General features: G+C 73.4%; 16 protein-coding genes. 11 read left to right on the plus strand and 5 right to left on the minus strand.

Annotated features, from left to right (window positions below; genetic code table 11):
- Positions 1–180, plus strand: a 180-nt coding sequence (locus ACLFMI_RS16920; RefSeq protein ID WP_410948834.1) for a hypothetical protein, incomplete at its 5' end; no start/stop codon positions are given.
- A 160-nt stretch (positions 181–340) separates the two neighbouring features.
- Here ACLFMI_RS16920 and ACLFMI_RS16925 read toward each other — a convergent pair.
- Positions 341–1,237 carry an ABC transporter substrate-binding protein gene (locus ACLFMI_RS16925; protein WP_410948835.1) on the minus strand — a complete coding sequence of 299 codons (897 nt, stop codon included), beginning with the start codon at positions 1,235–1,237 and terminating at the stop codon, positions 341–343.
- A gap of 110 nt (positions 1,238–1,347) precedes the next feature.
- Between ACLFMI_RS16925 and pgm the strand changes: the two genes are divergently transcribed.
- Together pgm and ppgK are read left to right on the plus strand one after the other, a co-directional pair.
- Positions 1,348–3,024 (plus strand): phosphoglucomutase (alpha-D-glucose-1,6-bisphosphate-dependent), encoded by a 1,677-nt coding sequence (gene pgm, locus ACLFMI_RS16930; RefSeq protein WP_410948836.1) that lies wholly within the window; start codon positions 1,348–1,350, stop codon positions 3,022–3,024.
- A gap of 15 nt (positions 3,025–3,039) precedes the next feature.
- Complete coding sequence (gene ppgK, locus ACLFMI_RS16935) at positions 3,040–3,786, plus strand: polyphosphate--glucose phosphotransferase (protein ID WP_410948837.1); 747 nt, start codon at positions 3,040–3,042, stop codon at positions 3,784–3,786.
- Between the two features lie 302 nt (positions 3,787–4,088).
- Here ppgK and ACLFMI_RS16940 read toward each other — a convergent pair whose 3' ends face one another.
- The 4 genes from ACLFMI_RS16940 to ACLFMI_RS16955 form a co-directional block, all read right to left on the minus strand.
- A complete protein-coding gene (locus ACLFMI_RS16940) occupies positions 4,089–5,507 on the minus strand; it encodes a carboxypeptidase regulatory-like domain-containing protein (RefSeq protein ID WP_410948838.1) in 1,419 nt (472 codons plus the stop codon).
- A 123-nt stretch (positions 5,508–5,630) separates the two neighbouring features.
- Positions 5,631–6,173, minus strand: a complete 543-nt coding sequence (locus ACLFMI_RS16945; protein ID WP_410948839.1) for a dihydrofolate reductase family protein — start codon at positions 6,171–6,173, stop codon at positions 5,631–5,633.
- A 53-nt stretch (positions 6,174–6,226) separates the two neighbouring features.
- Positions 6,227–6,469, minus strand: coding sequence for a hypothetical protein (locus tag ACLFMI_RS16950; protein ID WP_410948840.1), 243 nt, complete (start codon positions 6,467–6,469; stop codon positions 6,227–6,229).
- A gap of 54 nt (positions 6,470–6,523) precedes the next feature.
- The gene (locus ACLFMI_RS16955) at positions 6,524–7,993 is read right to left on the minus strand and encodes a mannitol dehydrogenase family protein (protein ID WP_410948841.1); all 1,470 of its coding nucleotides are present in this window, start codon (positions 7,991–7,993) and stop codon (positions 6,524–6,526) included.
- Positions 7,994–8,181: 188 nt separating this feature from the next.
- Here ACLFMI_RS16955 and ACLFMI_RS16960 point away from each other — a divergent pair, with 188 nt between their 5' ends.
- Genes ACLFMI_RS16960 through ACLFMI_RS16995 form a run of 8 tightly spaced genes read left to right on the plus strand, consistent with a single transcriptional unit; the run spans position 8,182 to position 16,454 of the window.
- Entirely contained in the window at positions 8,182–9,087 is a 906-nt protein-coding gene (locus ACLFMI_RS16960; protein ID WP_410948842.1) for a TetR family transcriptional regulator C-terminal domain-containing protein, read from the plus strand.
- The gene (locus ACLFMI_RS16965; RefSeq protein WP_410948843.1) at positions 9,084–9,977 is read left to right on the plus strand and encodes a beta-keto acid cleavage family enzyme; all 894 of its coding nucleotides are present in this window, start codon (positions 9,084–9,086) and stop codon (positions 9,975–9,977) included. The genes ACLFMI_RS16960 and ACLFMI_RS16965 overlap by 4 nt, the downstream gene beginning before the upstream one ends.
- The gene (locus tag ACLFMI_RS16970; protein ID WP_410948844.1) at positions 9,970–10,950 is read left to right on the plus strand and encodes a 3-hydroxyacyl-CoA dehydrogenase NAD-binding domain-containing protein; all 981 of its coding nucleotides are present in this window, start codon (positions 9,970–9,972) and stop codon (positions 10,948–10,950) included. The genes ACLFMI_RS16965 and ACLFMI_RS16970 overlap by 8 nt, the downstream gene beginning before the upstream one ends.
- Positions 10,947–11,444, plus strand: a complete 498-nt coding sequence (locus tag ACLFMI_RS16975) for a thioesterase family protein (RefSeq protein ID WP_410948845.1) — start codon at positions 10,947–10,949, stop codon at positions 11,442–11,444. The genes ACLFMI_RS16970 and ACLFMI_RS16975 overlap by 4 nt, the downstream gene beginning before the upstream one ends.
- Before the next feature lie 48 nt (positions 11,445–11,492).
- On the plus strand, positions 11,493–13,043 hold the full coding sequence (locus ACLFMI_RS16980) for an ABC transporter substrate-binding protein (RefSeq protein WP_410948846.1): 1,551 nt from the start codon (positions 11,493–11,495) through the stop codon (positions 13,041–13,043).
- Positions 13,043–14,014: an ABC transporter permease gene (locus ACLFMI_RS16985; protein WP_410948847.1), complete on the plus strand. Its 972-nt coding sequence runs from the start codon at positions 13,043–13,045 to the stop codon at positions 14,012–14,014. Before ACLFMI_RS16980 ends, ACLFMI_RS16985 begins: the two co-directional genes overlap by 1 nt.
- Positions 14,011–14,865 carry an ABC transporter permease gene (locus ACLFMI_RS16990; protein ID WP_410948848.1) on the plus strand — a complete coding sequence of 285 codons (855 nt, stop codon included), beginning with the start codon at positions 14,011–14,013 and terminating at the stop codon, positions 14,863–14,865. Before ACLFMI_RS16985 ends, ACLFMI_RS16990 begins: the two co-directional genes overlap by 4 nt.
- Positions 14,862–16,454 (plus strand): ATP-binding cassette domain-containing protein, encoded by a 1,593-nt coding sequence (locus ACLFMI_RS16995; RefSeq protein ID WP_410948849.1) that lies wholly within the window; start codon positions 14,862–14,864, stop codon positions 16,452–16,454. Before ACLFMI_RS16990 ends, ACLFMI_RS16995 begins: the two co-directional genes overlap by 4 nt.
- Positions 16,455–16,490 lie beyond the last annotated feature (36 nt).

Here is a 16,490-nt window from a genome sequence, read left to right on the forward strand (position 1 = left end):
TATCCGGTCGAGCCGGAACCGATCCTGCCCCCGGCACCGCAGATCGTGCCCCGTGACCCCGATCCCTGGTTCGACGACCCGGCACCCGACACCGACCACGAGCCGGCCCTGCGTCGTCGGGACCGCGCCCCGCCACTCGACAACCCCGCCACTCCGCGCGACGAGGCGCCCCCGTTCTGAGGTTTCAAATGTCGCTCGCGCGGCGATCACGACTGCCGGGTGGATACGAGCGGCCGGTGCGGGTCCACGTCCTCAGGTCCGCGAGGGACACCGTCACGGCCCCGTACCACCGGGCCGCTGCCCGTGCGGTCGAGTTCGTCCCCGCGGACACGAGACACCGTTACCGGACACGGGCGATCCGGCCCGGCGGCGGATCCGGCACCACCCCCGGGTGCAGCGCCGAAGCGATCGCCTCGACGCCGTCCACCAGCCGTGGGCCGGCGCGCACCACGTAGGACGCCGAGTCCACCGCCCACACCGGTGTCCCGGCCGGGAACCGGTCGGCGACCGCGCGGGCCTGGGCGGCGGCGTCGTCCAGGCCGAACCCGCAGGACGCGACCAGCACGACGTCGAGGCCCTCGCCCGACCGGGACGGGAGATCCTCCCAACCGACCGCGACACTGCGGCCACCCGGGACCGCGCCGACCGGGACACCGCCGACCGCGGTGACCAGGTCCGGCACCCAGTGCCCGGGCAGGAACGGTGGGTCGGTCCATTCCAGCACCAGCACCTCCGGGGCGGGCCGCCCGCGCACCGCCGCGGCGACGGCGTCGAGCCGGGAGCGCAGCTCTCCGACCAGTGTGGACGCGGCGGCCTCCGCGCCGGCCGCGGTGCCGACCGCACCGATCACGTCGAGCACCTCGGTCAGCCGGTGCGGGTCCAGTGACAGCACCCGTGCCCGGGTGCCGATCGACTCCTGCGCCTGGTCGATCGTCGAGCCGGGCAGCGCGCACACCGCGCACAGGTCCTGGGTGAGGATCAGCTCCGGGTCCGCGGCGGCCAGCGCGGCCCGGTCCAGCTCGTACATCGGCAACGCCCGGGCGGCGCGCGAGCGGACCACGGCGTCGATCTCCGCCGGTGACCCGCCGGGCGGCAGCGCGGTGTCCACGACGACCGGCACCCGGTCCCGGATCCCGGCCGGCTCGTCGCACTCGAAGGTGACCCCGACCAGCCGGTCGGCCAGCCCGAGCCGCCCGGCGATCTCGGTCCCGGCCGGCAGCAACGATGCGATCCGCACGCCCGCAGCCTAAGCACGTACTGCCGACGGGGCACCTGATGCGGCAGGGTGTGCCGTGGGGAGGCCGGCCCGGCCCGCCCGACCCGTATGCCAGGGAGGAACCACACACGATGTCCGTGCACGACCGCGCCGGCACCCCCGCCCGGGCCGAAGACCTGGTCGATGTCCCGGCCCTGCTGGCGGCCTACCAGGAGATCCATCCGGACCCGGCGGACGACGTCCAGCGGGTCGCGTTCGGCACGTCGGGCCACCGCGGGTCGGCGCTGAACGCCACGTTCAACGACGATCACATCGCCGCCACCAGCCAGGCGATCGTCGAGTACCGGGCCGCCCAGGGCACCGACGGGCCGCTGTTCCTCGGCCGGGACTCGCACGCGCTGTCCGAGCCCGCCTGGCGCACCGCCGCCGAGGTGTTCGCGGCCAACGACGTGCAGGTGCTGGTCGACACCCGGGACGGGCTCACCCCGACCCCGGCGATCTCACACGCCGTCCTCACCGCCAACGCCGGGCGCAGCACCGGGCTCGCCGACGGCGTCGTCGTGACGCCCTCGCACAACCCGCCCGCCGACGGCGGCTTCAAGTACAACCCGCCGGACGGCGGACCGGCCGGCACCGAGGCGACGTCGTGGATCGCGAACCGGGCGAACGAGCTGCTCGAGACCGGTCTGCGGGGAGTCCGGCGACGTGCCGTCGACACCGCCGACCTCGGTCGCTACGACTACCTCAACGCCTACGTCTCCGATCTGGAGAACGTCCTGGACATGGCCGCGATCCGGGACGCCGGGGTCCGGATCGGCGCCGACCCGCTCGGCGGGGCGTCGGTGGCGTACTGGGGTGCGATCGCCGAGCGCTACCGGCTCGACCTGACCGTGGTGAACCCGGCGGTCGACCCGGCGTTCGGGTTCATGACGCTCGACTGGGACGGCAAGATCCGGATGGACTGCTCGTCGCCGCACGCGATGGCGTCGTTGATCCAGCGGATGGAGGCCGGCAGCGCAGATGCGCGTTCCGCTGACGCTGCACGCGGTGCCCCGTTCCGGATCGCCACCGGCAACGACGCGGACGCCGACCGGCACGGCATCGTCACCGCCGACGACGGCCTGATGAACCCGAACCACTACCTCGCCGTCGCGATCGACTACCTGTACCGGCACCGCCCGGACTGGCCGGCCGCCGCGGCGGTCGGCAAGACCGCGGTCAGCTCGTCGATGATCGACCGGGTGGCCGACGACCTGGGCCGCACGCTGCTGGAGGTGCCGGTCGGGTTCAAGTGGTTCGTGCCCGGCCTGCGTTCCGGGGAGATCGCCTTCGGCGGCGAGGAGAGCGCCGGGGCGTCGTTCCTGCGCCGGGACGGCTCGCCGTGGAGCACCGACAAGGACGGCCTGCTGCTGGCCCTGCTGGCCTCGGAGATCACCGCAGTGACCGGTACGACGCCCAGCGAGCACTACCGCGAGCTCACCCGCCGGTTCGGCGAGCCCGCCTACGCCCGCACCGACGTCGCCTGCTCCCGCGAGGACAAGGCGGCGCTGTCCAAGCTGGACGCCGAGGCCGTCACCGCGACCGAGCTGGCCGGTGACCCGATCTCGGCGAGGCTGACCCGAGCCCCGGGCAACGACGCCCCGATCGGCGGCCTCAAGGTCGTCACCGGGTCCGGGTGGTTCGCCGCCCGGCCGTCGGGCACCGAGGACGTCTACAAGGTCTACGCCGAGAGCTTCCGGGGACCCGAGCATCTGGCCCGCATCCAGTCCGAGGCGCGGGACGTGGTCGCGTCGGCGCTGGGCTCCTGAGGCAGGATCTGGCCCGTGGCCAAGAAGCACGAGCACGGGTTCGGCATCGACATCGGCGGCTCCGGGATCAAGGGAGCACCGGTCGACCTGCGGAAGGGCAGGCTCTCCGACGACCGGGTGCGGATCCCGACGCCGCAGCCGGCCACCCCCGAGGCGGTGGCCGGGGTGGTGAAGGAGGTCCTCGACTCGTTCGGCTGGGACGGGCCGTTCGGCTGCACGTTCCCGGCCGTCGTCCAGCACGGGGTGACCCGTACCGCGGCCAATGTGGACCCGTCCTGGATCGACTGTGACGCCGCCACCGTGTTGCGCGAGGTCACCGGCCGGGACGCGGTGCTGGTCAACGACGCCGACGCAGCCGGGGCCGCCGAGAACGAGTTCGGCGCCGCGGCCGACGAGAGCGGTGTCGTGCTCATGGCGACGCTGGGCACCGGTATCGGGACCGCGTTGATCGCGCACGGCCTGCTGGTCCCGAACACCGAGTTCGGGCACGTCGAGCTGGACGGGTACGACGCCGAGACCCGGGCTGCCGACTCCGCCCGGGAGCGTGACGACCTGGACTGGGAGCAGTGGGGCGAGCGGCTGACCCGCTACTTCTCGCACGTGGAGAACCTGCTGTGGCCGGACCTGATCGTGGTCGGCGGTGGGGTCAGCAAGAAGTTCGAGAAGTGGTCGCCGTACGTGCACACCCGGACGACGATGATCCCGGCGGCGTTGCTCAACGAGGCTGGGATCATCGGCGCGGCCCTGCTCGCCCACAGCTGACCCGCCCCGCCCCGCCGACGCCCCGGTATCCGCGTCGTCCGTCACGGGTCTGGCGGCCGCCCCGAGCCGAACGCGCACGAGATCGGTGAACGCGCGCCCGATCGGGCGCGCGTTCACCGATCCGGTGCGCGTACGGATCCGATCGACGATGTCGGCTCCCCGGCCGACGGTGTCACACCCCAGGCGCGGTGCCGGCTCCGGCGTCGCCGCCCCGCAACCCACATGCACGGATCCAGCGCACCGGTTGGGCCCGACGCACAGGCGGCCGAGCCGAATGCGCGCCGGTTCGGTGCGCGCTTCTGTCAGGGGGTGGCGGCCGCCGGGGCGGGGGCGGCACGGTACGGGGTGGCCGCATGCCCGGGAAGGGCCAGGCGGAAGCTGCGGTGCGAGACCGGGCCGTGCAGCCGCAGCCGCTCGGAGAGCGGCTCGTATCCCGGCGCGGAGACCAGCACGGTGACCCACTCGTCGCCCCGGCCACGGACGGCGAACCGGCCGTCCTCCGAGCCGGCGGCCACGTCGACCTGCACCCCGGCGCCGTCGACGACGGTGACCCGGGCGCGGGGCACCGGGTGCCCGGCATCGCCGGCGACGCGGCCGATGAGGGTCGGCACCGGGTGCGCGAGCAGCCGCGCGTCGGTGAGCGACCCCGCGTGCGCACCGCCGACGGCGGCCTCGTCGGCGAGGGCCTCGGCGATCCGGTGCTCGAGCCGGTCCTCCTCGACGACCGGGTCGTCACCGGGGTCCGCGGCCTCGGCACGCCGCTGCTTCCACGCCCCGAGCGCGACCAGGAGCGCACCGAACGCCCACCAGGCGAGCAGGCCGAGGATCGGGCCGGTGATCGCCGAGTAGTCGAAGTAGAGGATCCCGCGGGCGGCGTCGATCGCCTGCCCCAGCGGCATCACGTGGTGCAGGACCTGGAAGAACGCCGGCACCATCTCCTTCGGGATGGCCCCGCCGGAGGACGGGATCGACAGCAGCACGAACATCCCCATCGCGACCCCGGGCAGCGCCCGCTTCACGAACGGCGCCAGCCCGAACGTCGTCCAGGCCACGGCCTGCGACAGCAGGAACCCGACGAGCAGCACCTCCGGGTGGAACGGGATCGCGTCGATCGCCGTCCCGAAGAGCCAGCACACGACGGCGGCGCCCGCCCCGAACCCGACCAGGGCGCCGAGCTTGGTGCGCCGGGACAGGGTGGCCGCCTGCATCATCATCATGACCGCGATGTAGCCGGAGATGTTCCAGGCCATCGCGATGTAGAACAGTGCGGTGCCGAACCCGTCGCCGGGCGCGGTCGGCGCCAGGTCGATCACCTGCAGCGGCGCGCCGGAGCCGGCGGCCAGCGGCCCGAAGATCCCCTGCAGGACCTGGGACAGCTGCATGCCGTCCGCCTTGGCGATGTACAGGGTGTGCGCACCGGGGTCGTAGCCGGCGACCACGTCCCGCTCGAAGATCAGTTCCTGGATGTCACCGGCGGCGGCCACCGGCGAGACGTCGAACCCGCCGGGGACCGCGCGCTCCAGCTCGCCGCCGACGGTCGTCGCGGCCTGCTGCCCCACCACGCCGACCGGGATCTCGTGCGGCGACGGCGCGTGGAAGGGCAGCAGGTAGAACAGCATGAAGCCGAGCACGAAGAACGCCGGGAACCACAGGGCGAGTGCCAGGTCCTTGGCCGTCCTGCTCCGGGGCGACGACTCGTCCTGCTGGGCGCTCTCGGCCACGTATCCCTCCGCACGGCACGGACGGCGGCCCCGGACAGGGTTCCGCCGTGCAATAGTTGGCTGTGCTCACGACCGTACGCGGGCGTTGCAGAGGGTGCACGACCGCCGGCGGATCACCCCCGCTCAGGTCGCCGGGCCGTAGGTCATCCGGACGACGCCGTTCCCGTAGGGTTCGGACTCGATCAGCCGCAGCGGCACCCGCTGCCCCTCGGCGAACAGCGTCAGCCCGGAGCCGAGCACGACCGGGAAGACGAACAGGTTGAGCGTGTCGACCAGACCGTCGGCCAGCAGCGCCCGCACCAGCGCGACGCTGCCGCTGACGTAGATCCCGCCGTCGACCGACTCCTTGAGGGCCCGGATCCGCTCCGGGGCGTACGGCCCGAGCACGGTGGAGTTCTCCCACTCCAGCGGACCATCCAGAGTGGACGTGACGACGTGCTTGGGCGCCCCGTTGAAGAACGCGCCGCCGGACTCGGCATCGTGCCCGCGCGCCGACCAGGCCGGGTAGAACATCTCGTAAGTGTTGCGGCCCAGCAGGATCGCCTGGTCGCACAGCTTTCCGATGGCCTCCCCCATGGCCTCCGGGAAGCCGTAGTCGGCAGTCCAGGAGGGTTCCTCGACCACGCCGTCCAGGCTGATGAACTCGTGCACGTCGATCGTGCCCATGTCGATCTCTCCTCGCCGTCCGTGGCTGAACGTGCTCGCCCGATGATCGTCCATCACCTCGACTGCGGAACGATGCGCCCGTTCGGGGGTCGGCTGATCGACGGTTCCGGCACGCTGCTGCGCCGCGCCGAGATGGTCTGCCCTGCCTGCTCATCGAGACCTCGCGCCGACTGGTCCCCGCCGGTCACACCCCGGGCCACGCGGGCGTCGCCGTCGATACCGGTGCCGGGTGGCTGCTGCACCCCGGTGAGGTCGACATGGTCTGCGCGCACGACCCCGTCGAGCTGCGCCGGCACGAACCCCGGGTCCGCCACAGCTCCGGGTGAGACGGACCCACCCGGCGACCGCGATCAGGCGAGATCGGCGACCGTCGCGGCGGCTCCGCGCGCGTACAGCGACTCCAGCGCCCGGCGGAACGCGCCGGCGAACCGCTCGTCCTCGGCGAGCTCGCCGAACACCGGCCGGTACCCCAGGAAGGCCAGCGGCTCGGAGCGCTCCCGGCGGGCCAGCGGGGTCAGCTCCTCGGCCAGCCGGTCCTGCTGCTCGATCGGCTCGCCCTGCTCGTCGGTGCCCTCGGCGTACCGGCACCAGCCCGCGACGACGGCGGCGGCCCGCTCGACCGGGCCGCCCTGCGCGAGCTGCTCGCGCACCACCGGCAGCAGGAAGATCGAGATGCGGTCCGAGCTGCCGAAGTTGATCCGCTTCAGGGTGTCCGCCACGCCCGGGTTCGCGAACCGCGCGATCAGCGTGTCCTGGTACTCGTCGAGGTCGATGCCCGGCACCGGGCGCAACGTCGGGGCGGCCTCGGCGTTCATGTAGCCGCGCAGGAACGACGCGAAGGTCGGGTCCTGGGCGACCTCGTGCACGTACCGGTGCCCGGCCAGGTAGCCCAGGTAACCCAGCGCCTGATGGGTCGCGTTGAGCAGCCGCAGCTTCATGAACTCGTAGGGCACCACGTCGTCCACGACCTGCACCCCGACCCGCTCGAACTCCGGGCGGCCTGCGGCGAAGTCGTCCTCCAGGACCCACTGGGTGAAGGGCTCGCACACCACCGGCCAGCCGTCGTGCAGGCCGAAGCGCTCGGCCAGCGCGTCCCGGTCGGCGTCCGCGGTCGCCGGGGTGATCCGGTCGACCATCGAGTTCGGGAAGGTGACGTGCTCGGCGACCCAGGCGCCGAGGTCGGGGTCGCGCAGCTGGGCCACGCCGGTGAAGACCCGGCGGGCGGTGTCCCCGTTGCCCTGCATGTTGTCGCAGCTCATGATCGTGAGCGGGCCGGTGTCCCGCGCCCTGCGCCGGGCCAGCGCCTCGGCGACCAGGCCGAACGCGCCGGTGGGGACCGCCGCCGCGACGTCGTCGGCGACCCCCGGGGAGTCCGGGTCGAACTCGCCGGTCTTCTGGTCGATCGCGTAGCCGCCCTCGGTGATCGTCAGCGAGACGATCCGGGTGTCCGGGTGCGCGATCCGCTCGATCACCGCTTCCGGGTCGTCCGGGGCGTAGAGGTAGTCCACCAGCGAGCCGATCACCCGCGGCGACAGCGCCCCGTCGGACTCCTTGCGGACCAGGGTGTAGAGCCCGTCCTGGGCGCCGAGCACGTCGCGCATCCGGTCGTCCGCGGCCAGCACGCCGACCCCGCAGATCCCCCAGTCCCGCGCCTCCCCGGCCTCCAGCAACGCGTCGACGTACATCGCCAGGTGCGCGCGGTGGAACCCGCCGACACCGATGTGGACGATCCCGGTGCGCACGCCCGCCCGGTCGTAACCGGGGACGTCCACCCCCTCGACGCCCTCGCTCCAGATCGCGGCCTCGTCCAGCGAGCGCATGCGCAAGCCCTCCCCCGGTTCTCCCTCGGCGTTCCGTGGCAGACCCTACCGCCGGGCGCAGCACCCGCACCCTGATCGACACCGAAGCTGAACGGATCACCAGGAACGCACCGCTACCGGGCACGTGCGCAGTGTGTTCAAGGACGAGCACTTGCGACAATCGCAAGTCCACTCTACCGTTGCGCCCCGTGACCGCCCCTCGACCCGCGCCCGCCGACCCCGGCGTCGCGGAACGAGTGCGCGACCTCATAGCCCGGGACGGCTGGACCCAGCGCCGGTTCGCCACCGCGATCGGGCTGGACGAGACCAAGCTGTCCAAGGCGCTGGCCGGGCGTCGCCGGTTCGCCGCGGCCGAGCTGGTCGCGATCGCCGACGCCACCGGGGCCACGGTGAACCGACTGCTGCACGGTCGCGACGACGCCCGCACGCACACCGCCGTCCCCGGCGGTTCCGCGCTCACCGACTCCGGGACGAGCCGGGGCGCCGCGGCGCGGCGCCGGATCCTGGAGGCGGCATGGAACCTGATCGCCGACCACGGCTACCACCGGGTCCGGACGGCGGACGTCGCGCGGGCCTGCAGCACCAGCCCGGCGACGATCCACTACCACTTCCCCAGCCGCTCCGAGCTCCTGGACTCCGCGCTTCGGCACAACGTGAAGCTCGCGTTCGACCGGCAGGTCGCCGAGCTCGGCGAGGTCACCGACCCGCACGACCGGCTGCTGCAGCTGATCGACCTGCAGCTCCCGGACGGCGAGCTGCTGCGCCGGGAGTGGTCGATCTGGATCCAGGTGTGGGCCGAGTCCGCGATCGACCCCGCCCGCCGGGAGCTCTACTGGGCCTCCTACGACCGCTGGTACCGCAGCGTGCTCATGACGCTCTCCGACGGCGCCGACGCCCGCGTCTTCGTGCCCGGCCGGGCCGAGCCGCTGGCCCGCCAGCTCACCGCGCTGATCGACGGCCTGGGCATCCAGGTCATGGCCGGCACCCCGGGCACCGACCCGGCCGCCATGCGCGCGGTGCTGCACGACTTCATCGACCGGGCCGTACTCCTGCGGCCGCGGCAGAACCTTCCACACCGGACGGAGAATGAATGAACCGTGACGTCATCGTCACCTGCGCGGTGACCGGGGCCGGTGACACGCCGGGCCGGAGCCCGCACGTGCCCGTCACCCCGGCCGCGATCGCCGCCGACGCGATCGCCGCGGCCCGCGCCGGCGCCGCCGTCGTACACATCCACGTGCGCGACCCGGAGACCGGCGACCCGTCCCGGGCGGTCGCGCTCTACCGCGAGACCGTCACCCGGATCCGGGACTCCGGCGTCGACGTCGTGCTGAACCTGACCGCCGGTATGGGCGGCGACCTGGTGATCGACGCCGAGGACCCGCTGAAGCCGGTCGAGGGCACCGATCTGGTCAACGCCCTGGAGCGGCTCCCGCACGTCGAGGAGCTGCTGCCCGACATCTGCACGCTGGACTGCGGCTCGCTGAACTTCGGCGAGGGCAACCAGCTCTACGTGTCCACACCGGACATGCTCCGGACCGGCGCGAAGCGGGTGCAGGAGCTCGGGGTGAAGCCCGAGCTGGAGATCTTCGACACCGGGCAGCTGTGGTTCGCCACGACCCTGGTCGACGAGGGGCTGATCGACGCCCCGTCGCTGTTCCAGCTGTGCATGGGCATCCCCTACGGTGCCCCCGCCGACGCCGGCGTGCTGGCCGCGGAGGTGAACCTGCTCCCCGAGGGCGCCAACTTCGCGTCGTTCGCCATCGGCCGCAACCAGCTGCCGTGGGTGGCCCAGTCCATCCTGGCCGGCGGGCACGCCCGGGTCGGGCTGGAGGACAACCTCTACCTCTCGCGAGGGGTCAAGGCGACCAACGAACAGCTCACCGAGCGCGCGGTGCAGATCGTGCAGGACCTGGGCGCCACCGTGGCGACCCCGGACCGGGCCCGCGAGATCCTCGGCCTGAAGGAGCGCACCGGTGCCTGAGGCGCAGCAGCCCGGGCCGGTGTCCGGGATCCGCACCGTCGCCTGCGTCGGCACCGGGGTGATCGGGGCCGGCTGGGTCGCGTACTTCCTGTCCCGCGGGCTGCGCGTGCGGGCCTGGGACCCGGCACCGGACGCCGCGGACACGCTGCGCCGGATCGTCGACGCGGCCTGGCCCGCGCTCACCGAGCTCGGCCTCGCCGAGGGTGCGGACCCGTACGCGGTCGAGCTGTTCCCGACCGTGGCCGAGGCCGTCGCCGGTGCCGGTTTCGTGCAGGAGAGCGCACCGGAGGACCTCGCGCTCAAGCGGTCCCTGCTGGCCGAGCTGGCCGCCGCGACCGGGCCGGACGTGGTCGTCGCGTCCTCGACGTCGGGGTTCCCGATGACCGACATGGCCGACGGGATCGAAAACGCGGCAGGCGCCGGGCGCCTGGTGGTCGGTCACCCGTTCAACCCGCCGTACTTGATCCCGCTGGTCGAGGTCGTCGGCGGCGAGCGGACCGCGGCGTGGGTGGTATCGCGGGCGGGCGAGTTCTACCGGCACATCGGCAAGTCGGTGATCGAGATGGACCGGGAGCTGCCCGGCTTCATCGCGAACCGGCTGCAGGAGGCGATCTGGCGCGAGGCGCTGCACATGGTCGCCGAGGGCGAGGCCACCCCGGAGGAGATCGACCGCTCGATCACCGACGGGCCCGGCCTGCGCTGGCCGGTGCACGGGCCGTGCCTGACGTTCCACCTGGCCGGCGGCGAGGGCGGGATGGCGCACATGCTCGACCACTTCGGACCGTCGCTGAAGGCGCCCTGGACCCGGCTCGACGCGCCCGAGCTGACCACCGCACTGCGCGACGACATGGTCGCCGGCGCCGAGGTCAGTGCCGGCGGGCGGCCGATGCCCGAGCTGGTCGCCGAGCGGGACCGCGCCGTGATCGCGGTCCGGCGGGCGGTCGAGGCGGCCCGCGCGGCCGGACGATCGTGACCACATCGGTGCACACGGACCGGGTGCGTCCGGAGTGGATCGACTACAACGGACATCTCTCCGAGCCGTACTACGTGCTCGTGTTCGGGGACGCGACGACGGCGCTGATGGACCGCGCCGGGTTGGACGAGCACTACCGGTCGACGACCGGCTGCTCGCTGTACACGGTGGAGGCGCACGTGCGGTACCTGCGCGAGGTCGGCCCGGACGCCGACCTCGAGGTGCGCACCCGCGTGCTCGGCCGGGACGCCAAGCGGCTGCGGCTCTGGCACGAGCTCCGGGTCACCACCCGCTCGGCCGAGAGCGGCGACCGGCTCGTCGCCACCGAGGAGCTGATGTGCCTGCACGTCGGCGCCCAGGGCGCCCGGCCGTTCCCGGACGCGGTCGCGGCCGCACTCGACCGGTTCGCCGACCCGGCGGCCCCGGAACCCGAGCACGCCGGCCGGTCGATCGCACCGGTGGGTGACGGGGTGGTGCGTCGGCCCCCGAACTGAGCCCCGACCGCGGCCCGGACCTCCCGGGCCCTTCCCGAGGAGAATTTCATGATCAGCCCGACAGCGGCGCCCTTCTCCCGGCGCCGCCTGCTCGGTGGGGCGGCCGGCCTGGCCGCGGCGGCCCTGCTGGCCGGCTGCGGCGGGCCCGCCGCGGCCCGCGACGCCGGGCCGCCCAGGCGCGGCGGCGTCCTGCGGGTGGGGGTGACCGGCGGCGGGTCGTCGGACACCCTGGACCCGCACAGCCCTGCGACCAACCCGGACATCGCCCGCACGCTGAGCCTGTACGAGCCGCTGCTGCACTGGGACGACGCCTACATCCTGCAGCCGGCCGTGGCCGAGGCGGTGCGCCCGGATCCCGGGGCCCGGTCCTGGACCGCGACGATCCGCGCCGGCATCACGTTCCACGACGGCCGCCCAGTCACCCCGGACGACGTCGTCGCCACCTTCGCCCGGATCACCGACCCGGACGACCCGAAGTCCGGCGCGTCCCAGCTCTCGGTGCTGCGCGAGGTCGTCGTCGCCGGTGACCGGCAGGTGCGGTTCGTGCTGACCGAGCCGTCGCCGGTGTTCGACGAGTACCTCGCCGAGTACTCGTGCGGGATCGTGCCCGCCGACTTCGACGTCTCCCGGCCGGTCGGGACCGGGGCGTTCCGGTTCGAGGCGTTCACCGCGGGCCAGCAGAGCGCGTTCGTCCGGCACGAGGGGTACTGGCGGCCGGACCAGCCCTACGTGGACCGGCTCGAGCTGATCAACTTCGCCGAGGACGACGCCCGGATCAACGCTCTGCTCGCCGGCCAGGTCGACGCGATCGACCAGGTGCCGCTGTCGCTGACCGAGGTCGTCGGGTCCTACGAGTCGGTCCGGCTGCTGACCTCGGAGACCGGGTCCTGGCTGCCCTTCACCATGCGGGTGGACGCGCCCCCGTTCGACGACGTCCGGGTCCGGCAGGCGCTGCGCCTGATCGCCGGGCGGGACCAGATGGTCAACCAGGTGCTGTCCGGCAACGGCGCCCGCGGGGTGGACCTGTACGCCCGGTTCGACCCCGAGTACCTCGATCCCCGTCGCGACCGGGACATCGAGCGAGCGCGCGACCTGCTGTCGGCGGCGGGCCGGCCGAACCTGTCGCTGGAGCTGGTCACCTCGCCGATCCAGGCCGGCACCGTCGAGGCCGCCCAGGTGTTCGCCACCCAGGCCCGCGACGCCGGCGTCGAGATCGGGCTGCGCCGGGTGGACACTTCGACCTTCTTCTCCGACCAGTACCTGCAGTGGGAGTTCGCGCAGAGCTTCTGGAACACCCGCAACTACATCCCGCAGGCATCGCAGTCCTCGATGCCGGGCGCGCCGTTCAACGAGACGCACTGGGAGGACCCGGAGTACCAGGCCGTCGTCCGGCGGGCGCGGTCCGAGCTCGACCCGCGGTCGCGCGCGCAGCTGGTCCGGCAGGCCCAGCAGATCGAGTTCGATCGCGGCGGCTACCTGATCTGGGGCTTCCCGGACCGGGTGGACGCGCACCAGGCCTACGTCGGCGGTCTGCTCCCCAACCGCACCGGGCTGTCGCTGTCCGGCTACGAGTTCCGGAAGGCGTGGGTGAACGCGTGATGTCCCCTCTCACCCGCATGATCGCGAAGCGGCTGCTGATCAGCGTGCTGGTGCTGCTGGTGGTGTCGCTGCTGGTGTTCGGCGCGACGCTGCTGCTGCCCGGCGACCCGGCCCGGGCGATCCTCGGTCAGCAGGCCACCCCGGAGCGGGTCGCCGCGCTCACCGAGCAGCTCCGCCTGGACCGGCCGGTCTGGGAGCGCTACCTGTCCTGGCTCGGCGGGGTGTTCACCGGGGACCTCGGGTTCTCGGCCGCCACCGGAGGCCCGGTGTCCGAGCTCCTGGGCGGGCGGATCGCCGCGTCCGGGCTGCTGCTGGTGCTCACCGCGGTGATCTCCACCCCGATCGCGCTCGCGCTCGGCGCCTGGGCCGCCACCCGGCGGGGCACCCGCACCGACTCCGCCGTCTCCGGCGCGAGCCTGGTGCTGGCGGCGCTGCCGGAGTTCGTGATCGGCGTGCTGCTGGTGGTGCTGCTGGCGACCTCGGTGCTGCAGATCCTGCCCTCGGTGACGATCGCCCGGCCCGGCGAGCCGGTCTGGGCCCGGCCCGAGCAGCTGGTGCTGCCGGTCGTCACGCTCGCGCTGGTGGTGATCCCGTACGTGGTGCGGATGGCCCGCGCGACGCTGTCCGAGGCGCTGGACGCCGGGTTCGTCGAGATGGCCCGGCTCAAGGGACTGCCCGAACGGACCGTGCTGCTGCGGCACGCCGTCCCGCACACCATCGGCCCGGTCGCCCAGGTGATCGCGATGCAGCTGGCGTGGCTGGCCGGGGGCGTCGTGGTGGTGGAGTTCCTGTTCCGCTACCCCGGCATCGGCCAGGCCCTGATCGACGCCGTCGCCAACCGCGACGTGCAGGTCGTCCAGGCCATCACCATGATCATCGCCGCGTTCTACGTGCTGGTGAACCTCGCCGCGGACGTGGCCGGGATGCTGGCCGACCCGCGGATCCGGACCTCGTCGGGAGGTGGCGCATGAGTGCCCCCGCAGTACCTGCAGGGCTGTTGCGGCGGACGTTCCGCCGCCGGCAGGCCCGGATCGGGGCCGTGCTGACCCTGATCATCGTCGCGGTGGCGCTGCTCGGCCCGCTGCTCGGACCGCTGCTGGCCGGCTACGGCGTCGACGACTTCGCCGGTCGCCCGTTCCGGCCGGACGGCGTCGCCGGGACCGACGACCTGGGCCGGGACGTCTTCGTCCGGTTCCTGGCCGGCGGCGGCCCGGTGCTGCTCTACGCGCTGGCCGCGACCGCGATCGGCATCATCGGCGGTGCCGTGGCCGGGATGCTCGCCGGGTACTCCGGCGGCCGGCTGGACTCGCTGATCATGCGGGGCGGGGACGTGCTGCTGTCCTTCCCGCAGCTGGTGCTGGCGCTGCTCGCGGTGGCCGTGCTCGGCTCGTCGGGCTGGCTGCTGGTGCTGGTCATCGGCATCACGCACATCCCGCGGGTGGCCCGCGTCGCCCGGCAGGCGACGCTGTCGGTGGCCGGCCAGGACTACGTGCTGGCCGCCCGGATGTACGGCGTGCCCCGGCGGCGGATCCTCGGCACCGAGGTGCTGCCGAACATCACCGGCCCGCTGATGGTGGAGCTCGGCCTGCGGCTGACCTACTCGATCGGCTACGTGGCCTCGCTATCGTTTCTCGGCCTCGGCGTGCAGCCGCCGGCCGCGGACTGGGGCCTGCAGATCAACGAGAACCGGATCGCGCTGATCGTCGCCCCGTGGGGCGTGCTGCTCCCGGTCGCCGCGATCGCCGTGCTGACCGTCGGGACGAACATGATCACGGACGCGCTGGCCAAGGAGTCCGCGGACACCACGGGGGAGGCGGCATGAACGCCGACGACTGCACCATCCGGTGCACGGGCCTGCGGGTGGCGACCACCGGTGGCCGGGAGGTGCTGCACGGGGTGGACTACGCCGTCGCGCCGGGCGAGATCCTCGCCCTGGTCGGCGAGTCCGGCTCCGGCAAGACGACCGCGGCGCTGGCCGCGCTCGGGCACTTCCGTACCGGCCTGACCTGCACCGGCGGGACGATCGCGTTCCACGGGCACACCGAGGACCACGACGACCTGCTGGCCGCGCCGGAGGTCACGATCCGCGGGGTCCGCGGGCGCCTGGTCAGCTACGTGCCACAGGACCCGGCGCTGTCGCTGAACCCGCTGCTGCGGATCGGCACCCAGGTCGCCGAGGTGCTGGAGGCGCACTCCTACGACGGCGACGTCCCCGAGCGGGTGCGGGAGGTGCTCGGCGACGTCGGGCTGGCCTGCGACGAGACGTTCCTGAACCGGTACCCGCACCAGCTCTCCGGCGGCCAGCAGCAGCGGGTCGGGATCGCGGCCGCGTTCGCGAACCGTCCGGACGTCGTCGTGCTGGACGAGCCGACGACCGGGCTGGACGTGACCACCCAGGACCTGGTGCTGGACACCGTCCGGGAGCTGGTGACCCGGTCCCGGACCGCGGCGCTCTACATCACCCACGACCTGGCCGTCGTCGCCGGGCTGGCGGACCGGGTCGCGGTGATGCAGGCCGGTGAGGTGGTGGAGACCGGCACGGTGACGCAGGTGTTGACCGCACCCGAGCACCCGTACACCCGGGACCTGATCGCCGCGGTGCCGGACCTGCACCGGCGGGTCGACCGGGAGCCGGTGCCCTCCGGGGACGGCGCCGGGCCCCCGCTGCTGCGGGTCTCCGGGGCCGGGAAGAGCTACGGACCGAAGACCGTGCTCGACGGCATCGACCTCGAGCTGTGGCCCGGCGAGTGCCTGATGCTGCTCGGCGAGTCCGGCTCCGGGAAGACGACGCTGGCCCGCGGCCTGGCCGGGCTGCTGGACCTGGACTCCGGGACGCTGTCGCTGAACGGGGATCCGCTGGCCACCCCGCGCAGCTACGCCCAGCTGCGCAGCGTGCAGTACGTGTTCCAGAGCCCGTTCGCCTCGCTCAACCCGCGACGGACGATCGCCGGCTCGCTGGAGGTGCCGCTGCGCCACCTCACCGAACTCGACGCCGACGCCCGTCGGGCCCGGGTGCTGGACATGCTCGGCCAGGTCCAGCTCGACGACACCTTCGCCGCCCGCTACCCGGGCGGGCTCTCCGGCGGCGAACGGCAGCGGGCGGCGATCGCCCGTGCCCTGGTCACCGCACCGGACGTGCTGGTCTGCGACGAGGTGACCTCGGCGCTGGACGTCTCGGTGCAGGCCGCGATCCTGGACCTGCTCGCGCTGGTCCGCAGCGAGCTGGGCACCGCGATGCTCTTCGTGACGCACAACATCGCGCTGGCTCGCGAGGTCGCGGACCGGATCGCGGTGCTGCAGGGCGGGCGGATCGTCGAACAGGGCACCGTCGAGCAGGTGCTGTCCGACCCGCAGCACGCCTACACCCGGGAGCTGCTGGAGCACACCCCCTCCATGGCAGCGCTCCGGTGACCCGCACCGGGCCGCCCGTGCCCGGACCGTCCTCGC

Source organism: Pseudonocardia nantongensis (assembly GCF_046546495.1).
GTDB classification, from domain to species: Bacteria; Actinomycetota; Actinomycetes; order Mycobacteriales; family Pseudonocardiaceae; genus Pseudonocardia; species Pseudonocardia nantongensis.